Below are 12,194 nucleotides of genomic sequence, written 5' to 3' on the forward strand. Positions count from 1 at the left end.
GAATACCGTCACGCCACGATTTCGAACGTGTGACGAAATACCGAACACACACGAGGGGCAACCGCCTTGCGTATTACGGGAATCAGCACACATGTCGTCGGCACACCGTGGCGCAATCTCACCTATGTCCTGGTCCACACCGATGAGGGACTCACCGGTGTCGGAGAGACCCGAATGCTCGGCAGGACCGATGCGTTGACCGGCTATCTGCGGGAGGCGGAGGCCAACCACCTGCGGGGATCGGACCCGTTCGCCGTCGAGGACCTCGTCCGCCGGATGAAGTACGGCGATTACGGCCGGGCCGGTGAGATCGTGATGTCGGGCATCGCCGTCGTCGAGATGGCCTGCTGGGACATCAAGGGCAAGGCACTCGGCGTACCGGTCTGGCAGTTGCTCGGCGGGCGGGTCACCGACCGCGTCAAGGCGTACGCCAACGGCTGGTACACCACCGAGCGCACCCCGGAGGCGTATCACGGGGCGGCGCTGGCGGTGGTGGCCCGCGGCTACCGGGCTCTGAAGATCGATCCGTTCGGCACCGGGCACTACGAGCTGGACCGGGCGGCGAGCAATGAGGCAGTGGCGCTGATCGAGGCGGTACGGGACGCGATCGGACCGGACGCGGAGCTGATGCTGGAGATGCACGGGCGGTTCAGCCCGTCGACCGCGGTACGGCTGGCGCGCGAGCTGGCCCCGTACCAGCCGGCCTGGCTGGAGGAGCCGGTGCCGCCGGAGAATCTGAAAGCGCTCTCCAAGGTCGCGGAGAAGGTGGATCTGCCCATCGCGACCGGTGAACGCGTCCATGACCGGATCGAGTTCAGGGAACTCTTCGAGTCCCAGGCGGCCGACATCATCCAGCCGGACGTCGGGCACATCGGCGGGATCCTGGAGGCCAGAAAGCTGGCCGCGACCGCCGAGACCCACTATGTGCTGGTCGCGCCGCACAATGTCGGCGGCTCGGTACTGACCGCCGCCAGCCTTCAACTGGCCGCCTGCACTCCGAACTTCAAGATCCTTGAGCACTTCAATGACTTCGCGGACGCGGAGATCAAGAAGGTGGTGACCGGCGCTCCGGAGGTCGATCCGGCGACGGGCTGCTTCACGGTGCCGGACGCGCCCGGTCTCGGGGTGGAGTTCGACGCGGACGCGGCGGCCGAATTCCCGCAGCGGCAGGCACGGTTCGACCTGTGGGCCGAGGGCTGGGAGAAGCGCGCCCCGGAGGCGTCCCGGTGAGCGCCCCGGCGAATACTCGCGCGTTAGCCCAGGCCACCACGGTTCCGCGTGGCAGCCGGTCGGTCGTCGTCGAACGGCCGGGGGCACACCGCCTGGTGCACGGCCCCGAGCCCGTACCGGGCCCCGGCGAGGTGCGGATCCGGGTCGCCGCCGCCGGGATCTGTCTGAGCGACCGCGAAGTGTACGAGGGCCGCCGCGACGCGGGCCATGTGCGCTACCCGGTGGTGCCGGGGCACGAGTGGGCGGGCACGGTCGACGCGGTGGGCGAGGGCGTGGATCCGGAGCTGACGGGCCGTCGGACGGTCGCCGAGGGGTTCCGCTCCTGCGGAATGTGCGCGCGCTGCCGGGGTGGCGAGACCTCGCTCTGCACCCGGGGTTACGACGAGACGGGGTTCACCCGTCCCGGTGGTTTCGCGGACCATGTGGTCGTTCCCGCACGGCTGTTGCACCTGCTGGCCGATGACGCCGATCTGCGGGCGGCTGCGCTGCTGGAGCCGGCCGCAGTGGTCGCCGCGGCGGTACGGGCGGGCCGGCCGGAGCCCGGGGAACGGATCGCGGTGGTCGGCGCCGGCACGCTCGGGCTGCTCGCCGTACAGCTCCTCTCGGCCTCCTCCCCGTCGGAGCTGACGGTCATCGATCCGCGCTCCGAACGGGCCTCCAAGGCAAGGGAGTTCGGGGCGAGCGGGGCCGTGGATCCGGCGGTGGCCGGGGAGTTGGGCGGACGGTACGACCTGGTCGTGGAGACCGCCGGGGCGCCGACCACCGCCGCCTCGTCCTGTCTGCTGGCCCGGCGCGGCGGCCGGGTGGTGCTCACCGGGATGTTCGCGCCGGGCGCGAGCGGTATCGACCCGGTGCATCTCTCGCTGAACCAGCTCACGGTACGGAGTGTCTTCGGGGCGCCGTCCGCCGCGTGGTCGTTCGCTGTACGCGCTTTCACCGGCGGACTGCTCGATCCGGGGCCGCTGGTGACGCATGAGTTCCCGCTGGAGCGGTACGGCGAGGCCGTGGCGCTGGTGGGCGGCGGCGATCCGGGTACCGGAAAGGTACTGCTGCGCCCCTGACGGACGGGCCCCCGCGCTCCGCCTCAACTCCCAACTCCCGGTCCCCGGCCCGCCGTTCCCGACCGCGACCCCCGACGCGCGGCCCCTGACGCGCCGCCGAACAGCACTCCGTACCGCCGTACACCCGCCTCCCCGAACCATGTCCGGCATACCGAACACACCGCGCACACCGCCGCACGCATGACACACCGCCCTCGCGCCGACCGAACCGAAGGACTCGTCCGTGACCGACGTATCAGCCCCCGCCCCCCGCCGTCCCGGCGAGCAGGCGCTCGCCACGCTCGGCCTCGCCGCACCCGAGGACCACCCCGCGGACGCCTCCGCCCACACCTTCCCCGACGGGGGTCTGTGGCGTACCGAGATCCCCTCCGTCGAGGGGCCCGAGAGCCTCGCCGTGGTCCTCCAGGAATCCGGCCGCCTCGATCTGCCGGTGCACCGGGTCAGTCAGGGCAGCGGTGTCTGGATGCTCTCCGACACCGAGATCACCGAGATGACCGAGGCCTGCGCGGCCCGCTCCATCGAGCTGTGCCTGTTCACCGGGCCGCGCGGCACCTGGGACACCGGCGGCTCCACCCGTACCGACTCCGGCGGCGCCGGGCTGCGCGCCAGGGGCCATGGCGCGATGGCCGGCTGTGTCGAGGACGCCCTGCGGGCCGCTGAACTGGGCGTACGGTGCCTGCTCGTCGCCGACGAGGGTGTGCTCTGGACCCTGCACCGGCTGCGGGCCCGGGGCATCCTGCCCGCCGACACCACTCTCAAGGTCTCCGCGCTCGTCGGCCCGGTCAATCCGGCCTCGTACGCGGTGTTCGAACGGCTGGGGGCCGACTCGATCAATGTGCCCTCGGATCTGACGCTCGCCCATCTCACCGAGATCCGCCGGAGCAGCCGCGCCCCCATGGATCTCTATATCGAGGCGCCCGACGATCTCGGCGGCTATGTCCGGATGTACGAGACGGCGGAGCTGATCAGACGCGGTGCTCCGCTCTATCTCAAGTTCGGGCTCTCCAAGTCGCCCGGCATCTATCCGTACGGCGCTCAGCTCCGTGAAACCGCTCTCACCGCCGCCCGCGAGCGGGTACGCCGTGGCCGGCTCGTGCTCGATCTGCTCGGGCGCCATGGCGCCGACGGCGGGATGTCGCCGCTCGGTTCCCGGCTGCCGGGCCCGCTCAGCCGTTTTCCCCTCACTCATGACAAGGACTGATGCCCCCATGCGTATCCGCCGTGCCCGCCGGGCCGCACTCGCCGTCACCGCCGTGTCCCTGGTTCTCTCCCTCGCCGCCTGCGGTCAGAACAGCGAGGGCGGCAGCAAGGACGAGTCGAAGGGCGGCGAGGGCTCCACCGTCGGTATCGCGATGCCGACCAAGTCGTCGGAGCGCTGGATCGCCGACGGCTCCAACATGGTCGCCCAGTTCGAGAAGCTCGGGTACAAGACGGACCTCCAGTACGGCGAGGACGATGTCGCCCAGCAGGTCTCCCAGATCGAGAACATGATCACAAAGGGCGTGGACGTCCTGGTGATCGCGGCGATCGACGGTCGCGCTCTCACCGATGTGCTCCAGCAGGCCGCCGACCAGGACATCAAGGTGATCTCCTACGACCGACTGATCCTGGGCACCGAGAACGTCGACTACTACGCGTCCTTCGACAACGAGCGGGTCGGTGTCCTCCAGGCCGGCTATCTCATCGACAAGCTGGGCCTCAAGAGCGGTGGGCAGAAAGGCCCGTTCAGTATCGAGCTGTTCGCGGGCTCCCCCGACGACAACAACACCCGGTACTTCTTCGACGGCGCCTGGAAGACCCTCAAGCCGTACATCGACTCCAAGCAGCTCGTGGTCGGGAGCGGCCAGACCAGGCTGGACCAGATCACCACCCTGCGCTGGGACGGCGGCACCGCGCAGAAGCGGATGGACGACCTGCTGACCAAGGCGTACGGCTCGCGCAAGGTCGACGCGGTGCTCTCGCCGTACGACGGGATCTCCATCGGCATCCTCTCGGCGCTGAAGTCCGACGGGTACGGGACGCCGGCCAAGCCGTATCCGCTGGTCACCGGGCAGGACGCGGAGGTCGCCTCGGTGAAGTCCATCATCGCGGGGCAGCAGACGCAGACGGTCTACAAGGACACCCGTGCCCTGGCGAGGCAGGCCGTGCAGATGGCGGACGCCGTCCTGAACGACAAGAAGCCCGAGGTCAACGACACCAAAACCTATGACAACGAAGTCAAGGTCGTGCCGGCCTATCTGCTGGACCCGGTGAGCGTCGACCGGTCCAACTACCAGTCGGTCCTGGTGGAATCGGGCTACATCAAGGCGAGTGACCTGACATGACCGCCCCCGTCCTGGAGATGCGCTCCATCGTGAAGACCTTCCCGGGGGTGAGAGCGCTCTCAGGTGTCAGCCTCTCGGTCGCGCCCGGGGAGGTGCACGCGATCTGCGGGGAGAACGGTGCCGGCAAGTCCACCCTGATGAAGGTGCTCAGCGGGGTTCATCCGTACGGGAGTTACCAGGGCGAGATTCTCTTCGAGGGCGCCCCCTGTGCTTTCAAGGACATCAGGGCGAGCGAGGCCCAGGGCATTGTGATCATCCATCAGGAACTGGCCCTGGTGCCCTACTTGTCGATCGCCGAGAACATCTTCCTCGGCAACGAGCATGCCACCAGAGGCATCATCAGTTGGAACGAGACGCTGAAGCACGCGGCGTCCCTGCTCGAACGGGTCGGGCTGCGCGAGCGGCCGCAGACCCGGGTCGCCGACATCGGAGTCGGCAAACAGCAGCTCGTGGAGATCGCCAAGGCCCTCGCCAAGCGGGTGAAGCTGCTGATCCTGGACGAGCCGACCGCCGCCCTCAACGACGGCGACAGCGCCCAGCTCCTGCGGCTCATCCTGGAGTTGAAGGCCCAGGGCATCACCTCGATCATCATCTCCCACAAGCTCAACGAGATCGCCGAGGTGGCCGACTCCGTCACGGTCCTGCGGGACGGCAGGACCATCGAGACCCTTGATGTACGGGCCGGCTCCACCACCGAGGACCGGATCATCCGGGGCATGGTGGGCCGCGATCTCGACCACCGCTTTCCCGAACGCACCCCGTACGAAGGCGATCCGGGCGCCGAGCCCGCGCTCGAAGTCCGCGACTGGACCGTGCATCACCCCATCGACCAGCAGCGCAAGGTCGTCGACGGGGTCTCGCTGCGGGTCCGCAGGGGCGAGATCGTGGGGATCGCGGGGCTGATGGGCGCGGGCCGCACCGAGCTGGCGATGAGCCTCTTCGGGCGCTCGTACGGCCGGGGCATCAGCGGCACGGTGTTCAAGGACGGCCGGGAGATCCGGACCCGGACCGTACCGGAGGCCGTCGCGCACGGCATCGCGTATGTCACCGAGGACCGCAAACAGTACGGGCTCAATCTCATCGACACCATCGGCAGGAACATCACGATGAGCGCGCTCTCAAAGGTGGCCAGACGGGGTGTGGTCGACGAGCACGAGGAGACCCGGGTCGCCGAGTCGTACCGCACGAGCATGAACATCAAGGCGCCGACCGTCTTCGAGCAGGTGGGCAGGCTCTCGGGCGGCAACCAGCAGAAGGTCGTCCTGAGCAAGTGGATCTTCGCGGGCCCCGATGTGCTGATCCTCGACGAGCCGACCCGTGGCATCGACGTCGGCGCGAAGTACGAGATCTACACCGTCATCGACCGGCTCGCCGCCCAGGGCAAGGCCGTTGTCCTCATCTCCTCCGAACTGCCCGAGCTGCTCGGCATGTGCGACCGCGTCTACACGATGGCGGCCGGCCGGCTCACCGGGGAGGTCCCCCGGGCGGAGGCCACCCAGGAAGTCCTGATGCGCCACATGACCAGGAACACGAGGTAAGCCGACATGGGTCCGGTCACCACCGACACACCGCACGACGGCGTCCCGGAGAAGGGCGCGCCCGGCGCGGCCCCGCCGCCGTCCCCGTCCGGGCGCTCCACCGCCGGCGCTCTGCTGCTGGAGGCGGCGCGCCGCAACATGCGGCAGTACGGCATGCTCATCGCGCTCGGCCTGATCATCGTGCTCTTCCAGATCTGGACCGACGGTGTGCTGCTCAAGCCGAACAACGTCACCAATCTGGTGCTCCAGAACAGCTATATCCTCGTCCTCGCCATCGGCATGATGATCGTCATCGTCGCGGGCCATATCGATCTGTCCGTCGGCTCACTGGCCGCGTTCGTCTCCGCCGCCTGCGCGGTGATGATGGTCCGGCACGACATGCCGTGGGTGCCCGCGCTGGTGATCGGGCTGCTCATCGGCGCGCTGGCCGGGGCCTGGCAGGGGTTCTGGATCGCCTATGTCGGCATTCCGTCGTTCATCGTGACCCTCGCCGGGATGCTGCTCTTCCGGGGCGGTACGCAGATCTTCCTCGGGTCGCGCTCTCTCGGCCCGTTCCCCGAGGGCTTCCAGAAGATCGCGACCGGCTATCTCCCCGAGGTCGGCCCGGTCACCAACTACCACAACCTGACCCTGCTGCTGGGGCTCGCGCTGCTGGCCGTGGCGGTGTTCCAGGAGGTCAGGGACCGGCGCCGGCAGCAGGCGTACGAGCTGGACGTCCTCCCGCGCGGTCTGTTCCTGCTCAAGTGCGCCGGGCTGGCGGCGGCCGTGCTCGCCTTCACTCTGACCCTGGCCAGCTACCGGGGTGTCCCGGTGGTCCTGCTGCTGCTCGCGGCGCTGCTCATCGGCTTCGGTTATGTGATGCGCAACGCGGTCGTCGGGCGTCATGTGTACGCGCTGGGCGGGAACCGTGCGGCGGCGAAGCTGTCCGGGGTCAAGGACCGCCGGGTGACCTTCCTGGTCTTCGTGAACATGGGGGTGCTGGCGGCGCTGGCCGGGATCGTCTACGCGGCCCGGCTCAACGCGGGCGTACCGCAGGCGGGCATCAACTTCGAACTGGAGGCCATCGCCGCCTCGTTCATCGGCGGGGCGTCGATGAGCGGCGGTGTGGGCACGGTGTTCGGCGCGATCATCGGCGGGCTGGTGCTGGGGGTGCTGAACAACGGGATGTCACTGGTCGGCATCGGCCCGGACTACCAGCAGGTGATCAAGGGGCTGGTGCTGCTGGCGGCGGTGGGCTTCGACGTCTGGAACAAGCGCAGGGTGGGCGCCTGAGAGCGCTCTCACCCGCCCGCCCCCGGCCCCGGGCCACCGGTCGTACCGGGCCGCACCGCTCCGTACCCGACGCCCCCGCGCCCCTGCGTATGGCTCGTACGGCTACGAATACGCGCGGCGCCGCAGCGCACCTGAAAAGTGCTGCGGCGCCGCGCCCCCGTATTCCACTTACGGCTTGCGTGCCACGCCCGCGTATCCCGGGATGGGCTCGTCGCCGGGAACCGGCACGACCTCTCCCAGTTCCGGGCGCCAGTCGGCGGCCAGTGAGACCCCCGGCTCGATCAGTTCCAGCCCCTCGAAGAACGCGGCGAACTCGTCCCGCGACCGCAGGGCCAGGGTGAGCGCCCGCTGCTGGTACAGCTCGCGCGCCTGGTCCGCGCTCCTCCGGTCGAAGTCGCCCGTGGCATGGGAGAGGACGAGATAACTGCCGGACGGCAGCGGTTCGAGCAGCCTGCGCACCAGTTCGTGCGCGCCGTCCTCGTCCGAGATGAAGTGCAGCAGCGCGACCAGGGAGAGCGCCACCGGACGGTCCAGATCGAGGATCTTTCCCGCCGCCTCGATGATGGCTTCCGGATCACGCGCATCGGCCTGGACGTACTCGGTGACACCGCCCGGGGTGCTGCGGAGCAGCGCCTCGGCGTGCCGGAGGACGATCGGGTCGTTGTCGGTGTAGACGATCCGGGAGTCCGGGGCGACCTCCTGGGCGATCTGGTGCAGATTGGGTTCCGTGGGGATGCCCGTCCCGATGTCCAGGAACTGGCGTACCCCGGCGGTGGTACCGAGCCAGCGTGTGGCGCGGTGCATGAACGCCCGGTTGACCCGGGCCATGTCGGGCCCCCGGGCGTCCAGCGCGAGCAACTGCTTCGCCATCTCCTCGTCCACCGGATAGTTGTCCTTGCCGCCGAGGAACCAGTCGTACACCCGGGCCGGGTGCGGCTTGCTGGTGTCGATCGGGTCGTTCCCGGTCATGTGCGCTCCATGAGTCTCAAGGTCGGTGAGCAGGATCTGCGGAACACAGGGTCTGCGGTAGAACGGGTCGGACGGTCAGGACGGTGGAACGGGTGGGACGGTTCGGCGGACGGCCGGGCGGTCAGGTCAGCAGGAAGTCTGCCTGGCCCGCCTTCGCGCCCTGGATGAACGCCGCGATCTCGCTGGTCGTATAGATCAGTGCGGGGCCGTCAGGGTCTGCGGACTGGCGCACGGCGACTCTTCCGTCGGCCAGCTTCATGGTCTCGACACAGTTGCCGCCATTGCCACCACTCCACGGCTTGCGCCAGCCTTCGGCTCCGAGCTCGGTGGCGGGCATGCCGTTGTATATGGGATCCATTCACAGCTCCTTGCGGAGATCCCTGAGGATCTCCTTCGTGCGTTGTGCAGTTGCGGCCTGGGCCGCCATCCGGTCCATGACCTCCAGGTGGGTGGCCACTTCCGGACGTGCGTCGAGATAGACCGCGCCGGTCAGGTACTCGCTGTAGACCATGTCCGGCAGTTCCGGTTCGGCGAACCGGAAGATCACGAACGGCCCGTAGGTACCGGGATGGTGTCCGCTCGAGAATTCCGCGATCTGCAGGGTGACATTGGCCTGGGCCGAGGCTTCGAGCAGCCGGTCGATCTGCTCCCGCATCACATCGGGGCTGTCACCGACCGGGCGGCGCACCACGGTCTCGTCCATGATCACCCAGAATCTGGGCGCGTCCGGGCGGGTGAGGAGCGACTGGCGCTGCATACGGAGTGCCACATGCCGTTCGATCCCCTCGGGCTGCGCCTGTCCCACGGCGCCGGCCCGCATCACCGACCTCGCGTACTGCTCGGTCTGCAGCAGCCCGGGTACGAAGTGCGGTTCGTACGCGCGCAGCAGGGCGGCGGAGCCCTCCAGACTGACGTACATGCTGAACCAGTCCGGCAGGATGTCGTGGTACCTCTGCCACCAGCCGGGCTTGTTGGCCTCCTCGGTGAGCTCGACGAAGGCCTCGGCCTCGTCCTCGGGGATCCCGTACGCCCGCAGCAGGAGCTGTACGTACGGAATCTTGAGGGCGACCTCGGCGGTCTCCATCCTCCGTATCGTCGCGGGGGCCACCCGGAGCAGCTTGGCGGCCTCCTCGCGCTTCAGTCCGGAGCGCTCACGTAGATCCTGCAGACGTCTGCCGAGTACGACCTGACCCACGGTCGGGGCGGACCGCGGTTCACTCACTTTGGGTCCTCCCCACGCACGGTTACCAGCAGTCTGCCACGTCTTTCGGACGAAGAACACGGCACTCTGAAATATTCAGAGTGCCTCTTGCTGAGTGTCTCCGACGGGTGGAGAGTGGGTGGGTGAACCAGTTCACGCGGTTGTCGGGCTCTGCCATGGGAGAGTTTTGCGCTCGGCCGCTGCTCCCCCACCGTTAGGAATCGGTCGTGGCACCTGGTAACGCGCTCACCCCCCCGCTCATAGCAGTGTGCCCACCTGGCAACGTTGTCCGCCGTTACGGGTTCCAGCTTCCCGCTCACGCTGAGTCAGTGGCCCGCGCGCGGCAGCTCACCCGCGACCGGCTGGCCCAGTGGGACACGGACGAGGAGACCCGCGACACCGCGGTGCTCATCGTGTCCGAGCTGGTCACCAATGCGATCGTGCACGCGGCCGGGGACCGTGTCGTCTGTGAGATACGGGAGGGCGAGGGCCGGCTGCGCATAGCCGTGGAGGACCAGGGCTACGGCCCCACCGGCCCCCAGCTCCACGACGCCGCCCAGGACGAGACCGAGGGCGAGGGGGGCCGGGGGCTGTTTCTCGTCGATTCGATGTGCAGTGGCTGGGGCGCCCATGACACATCGGGATACGGCCCCGGGCGCGTGGTCTGGGCCGAACTGCCACATGGACATGGAACGGAGCAACCGTGCTGAGGACCGCACTGGACCGCCTCGCACGTGGCCTGCGCGACGGCCGGGACATGGCCCCCCGCCGCGTCGAACTGCCGCTGCCCCCGACACTGCCCGCCTCGCTCGGCTGTGACGCGGTGGGCGTCCCGGCGGAGCACGGCTTCCGGCTGATGGCCCGGCTGCCCAAGAAGGGCTGTGTCTTCGCCGACGCGGACTGGTGGTGGTGGATCGTCCCGGCGGGCTCCGATCTCGATCTGAGCTGGCCGTCGCCGGCCCGCTACATCTCGGGCACGGTCGTCCCGGCGGCGCACCCCCGGCTGATCCACTGGCCGGAGGAACCCACGCCGTACACCCCGCCGATCCCCTTCTATCTCATGGTCTGCCAGCTCACCGGGACGGCTCCGGCGTGGACGCCCCGTACGGCGCCCGGAACGGTGACGGCGCGGCGCTGAGCGCCGGAACGGCGGCATTCAGGAGGAGCGGCCGGCCGCTCCGGCTGACCGCCCCTGTCCGCGGCCCGGGGCCCATCGCATAGGCTCGGCCGCGACATGAACACCAACCACACATCCCTCGGGCCCAAGGCCGACAAAGAGACCGTGCGCAGGCACAATCTGAGCCTTGTGCTGCGGGCGGTACGGGACGAGGGAGAGGCCACCCGGGCCGGGGTGGCGGCGCGGGTCGGACTGACCCGGGCGGCGGTGTCGTCGCTGGTGGAGCAGTTGCTTGAGAGCGGTTTCCTCTCCGAGTCCGGCAAGACGTTCAGCGGGCACGCCGGGCGCCCCGGCACCGTACTGAAGGTGACGCGCTCGGGACCCGCGGGCATCGGCGTCGAGATCAACATCGACTATGTGTCGGTGTGCGTGGTCGATCTGTCGGGCACCGACCGGGTCCGGCTCACCGAACACATCGACAACCGCGGTGCCCGCCCCGCCGAAGTGCTGGCCCGTGGCGCCCGGATCGCCGCCAGGACCCTGGAGTCCGCCGCGGAGCAGGAGTTGGTGCCCGTGGGGGTGCAACTCGCCCTGCCGGGGCTGGTGTCGGGCGGTACGGTCCGCCAGGCGCCGAACCTGGGCTGGAACCGGGTCCCGGCCGAGGAGCTGTTCGCGCGGGCGCTGGCCGAGCTGCGGCCCGATGTGCCCGCGCTGCCGGTGAGTTCGGAGAACGAGGCCAACTTGGCGGCGCTGGCCGAGCTGTGGTTCGGCGGGCTCGGGCCGCTCCGTACGTTCCTCTATCTGACGGGCGAGATCGGGGTGGGCGGCGCACTGGTGCTGGACGGTGAACTGCTGCGCGGGGCGCACGGGTTCGCCGGGGAGATCGGGCATGTGGTGGTCGACGCGAAGGGGCCGCTCTGCCGCTGCGGCTCCCGGGGCTGTCTGGAGCAGTACGCGGGCCAGTCCGCGCTGCTGCGGGCGGCCGGCATCGACGAGAACTCGGGGGTGCCGGGCGTCGCCGAGCTGGAGCGCCGGGCGCGCGCCGGTGACACCCGGGCCGTGGCCGCCGTCGAGCAGGCCGGACTGATGCTGGGCCGGGTGGTGTCGGGCTCGGTGAACCTCTTCGACCCGGAGGCGGTCGTCCTCGGCGGGATCTACCGGGATCTGATGCCCTGGCTGTCCCCTTCGGCCGACCGGGAGCTGACCGCCCGGGTGGTGTCGGGGCTCTGGCCGCGCGACAGCGGGCGGCTACGCGCGTCATCCTCGGCGGGAGACGCGGCGCGGGGGGCGGCGGCACTGGTCGTACGGGCGGTGCTGGCGGATCCGGTGGCGTACGTACGGCGCGCCGCCGACTGAGTGTACGTACGGCGCGCAACGGACCGACATCCCCGACTCGTACGTACAGCCCTCGTACGTAGAGCACTTCCACGTACCGCGGCGCTTGCGCGTACCGCGGCGCTTGTCCATGCCGTGCGACGCGGG

At 69.4% G+C, this 12,194-nt stretch carries 12 protein-coding genes; 9 read left to right on the forward strand and 3 right to left on the reverse strand.

What is annotated here, in order from left to right:
• The first annotated feature begins 66 nt into the window (after positions 1–66).
• The 6 genes from KQY30_RS04355 (at position 67) to mmsB (ending at position 7,425) form a co-directional block, all read left to right on the forward strand.
• Entirely contained in the window at positions 67–1,230 is a 1,164-nt protein-coding gene (locus tag KQY30_RS04355) for a mandelate racemase/muconate lactonizing enzyme family protein (RefSeq protein ID WP_217305641.1), read from the forward strand.
• A complete protein-coding gene (locus tag KQY30_RS04360; RefSeq protein ID WP_217305642.1) occupies positions 1,227–2,291 on the forward strand; it encodes a zinc-binding dehydrogenase in 1,065 nt (354 codons plus the stop codon). Before KQY30_RS04355 ends, KQY30_RS04360 begins: the two co-directional genes overlap by 4 nt.
• Positions 2,292–2,514: 223 nt before the next feature.
• Positions 2,515–3,492, forward strand: a complete 978-nt coding sequence (locus tag KQY30_RS04365) for a hypothetical protein (RefSeq protein WP_217305643.1) — start codon at positions 2,515–2,517, stop codon at positions 3,490–3,492.
• Between the two features lie 7 nt (positions 3,493–3,499).
• On the forward strand, positions 3,500–4,615 hold the full coding sequence (chvE, locus tag KQY30_RS04370) for a multiple monosaccharide ABC transporter substrate-binding protein (protein WP_217305644.1): 1,116 nt from the start codon (positions 3,500–3,502) through the stop codon (positions 4,613–4,615).
• Positions 4,612–6,153, forward strand: coding sequence for a multiple monosaccharide ABC transporter ATP-binding protein (gene mmsA, locus KQY30_RS04375; RefSeq protein WP_217305645.1), 1,542 nt, complete (start codon positions 4,612–4,614; stop codon positions 6,151–6,153). The genes chvE and mmsA overlap by 4 nt, the downstream gene beginning before the upstream one ends.
• 6 nt (positions 6,154–6,159) lie before the next feature.
• Positions 6,160–7,425 carry a multiple monosaccharide ABC transporter permease gene (mmsB, locus tag KQY30_RS04380; protein ID WP_217305646.1) on the forward strand — a complete coding sequence of 422 codons (1,266 nt, stop codon included), beginning with the start codon at positions 6,160–6,162 and terminating at the stop codon, positions 7,423–7,425.
• Between the two features lie 168 nt (positions 7,426–7,593).
• Here mmsB and KQY30_RS04385 read toward each other — a convergent pair whose 3' ends face one another.
• The 3 genes from KQY30_RS04385 to KQY30_RS04395 all read right to left on the reverse strand — a co-directional run bounded on the left by KQY30_RS04385 (position 7,594) and on the right by KQY30_RS04395 (position 9,616).
• Positions 7,594–8,394: an SAM-dependent methyltransferase gene (locus tag KQY30_RS04385; protein ID WP_217305647.1), complete on the reverse strand. Its 801-nt coding sequence runs from the start codon at positions 8,392–8,394 to the stop codon at positions 7,594–7,596.
• A gap of 121 nt (positions 8,395–8,515) precedes the next feature.
• Positions 8,516–8,752 (reverse strand): DUF397 domain-containing protein, encoded by a 237-nt coding sequence (locus KQY30_RS04390; protein ID WP_046499853.1) that lies wholly within the window; start codon positions 8,750–8,752, stop codon positions 8,516–8,518.
• Complete coding sequence (locus KQY30_RS04395) at positions 8,753–9,616, reverse strand: helix-turn-helix transcriptional regulator (RefSeq protein ID WP_217305648.1); 864 nt, start codon at positions 9,614–9,616, stop codon at positions 8,753–8,755.
• Between the two features lie 206 nt (positions 9,617–9,822).
• Between KQY30_RS04395 and KQY30_RS04400 the strand changes: the two genes are divergently transcribed.
• The 3 genes from KQY30_RS04400 to KQY30_RS04410 all read left to right on the forward strand — a co-directional run bounded on the left by KQY30_RS04400 (position 9,823) and on the right by KQY30_RS04410 (position 12,068).
• Positions 9,823–10,305: an ATP-binding protein gene (locus KQY30_RS04400; protein WP_217305649.1), complete on the forward strand. Its 483-nt coding sequence runs from the start codon at positions 9,823–9,825 to the stop codon at positions 10,303–10,305.
• Positions 10,306–10,352: 47 nt separating this feature from the next.
• Positions 10,353–10,733 carry a hypothetical protein gene (locus KQY30_RS04405; protein WP_254407534.1) on the forward strand — a complete coding sequence of 127 codons (381 nt, stop codon included), beginning with the start codon at positions 10,353–10,355 and terminating at the stop codon, positions 10,731–10,733.
• A gap of 96 nt (positions 10,734–10,829) precedes the next feature.
• Entirely contained in the window at positions 10,830–12,068 is a 1,239-nt protein-coding gene (locus tag KQY30_RS04410; RefSeq protein WP_217305651.1) for an ROK family protein, read from the forward strand.
• The last annotated feature ends 126 nt before the right edge of the window (positions 12,069–12,194 follow it).

The sequence above is a fragment of the Streptomyces sp. GMY02 genome (assembly GCF_019056675.1).
GTDB lineage: Bacteria > Actinomycetota > Actinomycetes > Streptomycetales > Streptomycetaceae > Streptomyces > Streptomyces odonnellii.

What these genes read in the sequence shown, in the direction of transcription:
- chvE (WP_217305644.1), top strand. Translation starts at nt 3,500, where the DNA reads ATGCGTATCCGCCGTGCCCGCCGGGCCGCACTCGCCGTCACCGCCGTG.
- mmsA (WP_217305645.1), top strand. Translation starts at nt 4,612, where the DNA reads ATGACCGCCCCCGTCCTGGAGATGCGCTCCATCGTGAAGACCTTCCCG.
- mmsB (WP_217305646.1), top strand. Translation starts at nt 6,160, where the DNA reads ATGGGTCCGGTCACCACCGACACACCGCACGACGGCGTCCCGGAGAAG.
- KQY30_RS04385 (WP_217305647.1), bottom strand. Translation starts at nt 8,394, where the DNA reads ATGACCGGGAACGACCCGATCGACACCAGCAAGCCGCACCCGGCCCGG.
- KQY30_RS04390 (WP_046499853.1), bottom strand. Translation starts at nt 8,752, where the DNA reads ATGGATCCCATATACAACGGCATGCCCGCCACCGAGCTCGGAGCCGAA.
- KQY30_RS04405 (WP_254407534.1), top strand. Translation starts at nt 10,353, where the DNA reads ATGGCCCCCCGCCGCGTCGAACTGCCGCTGCCCCCGACACTGCCCGCC.
- KQY30_RS04410 (WP_217305651.1), top strand. Translation starts at nt 10,830, where the DNA reads ATGAACACCAACCACACATCCCTCGGGCCCAAGGCCGACAAAGAGACC.